1 protein-coding gene is annotated in these 265 nt (G+C 76.2%); it reads left to right on the top strand.

Annotation, left to right across the window (positions count from 1 at the left end):
- On the top strand, positions 1-265 hold a 265-nt coding region (locus G6O54_RS37200), incomplete at both ends, for a hypothetical protein (RefSeq protein ID WP_165236252.1).

The following is a 265-nucleotide window of genomic DNA, read 5'->3' as shown; positions in this document are numbered from 1 at the left end:
GCGGCTCACCTGGATGCTCGACCGCTCCGATCGGGCCGAGTCCGCCCACCTGGCCGGCGCCGTCGTCCGCGCGCGATCGCGGCCGGATCGGGCCGAGTCGAGCGAGGCCCGCAGCCGTCGCGTCCGGGACCTCGGCGCCCAGCTCTTCTACCCGCTCTCGCCCCACGAGGACCGCGGCCCCGACTGGCAGGACGACCCGGCCTCGTGCCTCGCCGGCCTGGAGGAGACCGTCGAGGGCTGTCGCTGGCTGCTCGAGCAGTGGCGA

It is taken from the genome of Aquisphaera insulae (assembly GCF_011064615.1).
Classification (GTDB): Bacteria; Planctomycetota; Planctomycetia; order Isosphaerales; family Isosphaeraceae; genus Aquisphaera; species Aquisphaera insulae.
This window is presented reverse-complemented; position numbering and strand designations above follow the sequence as displayed.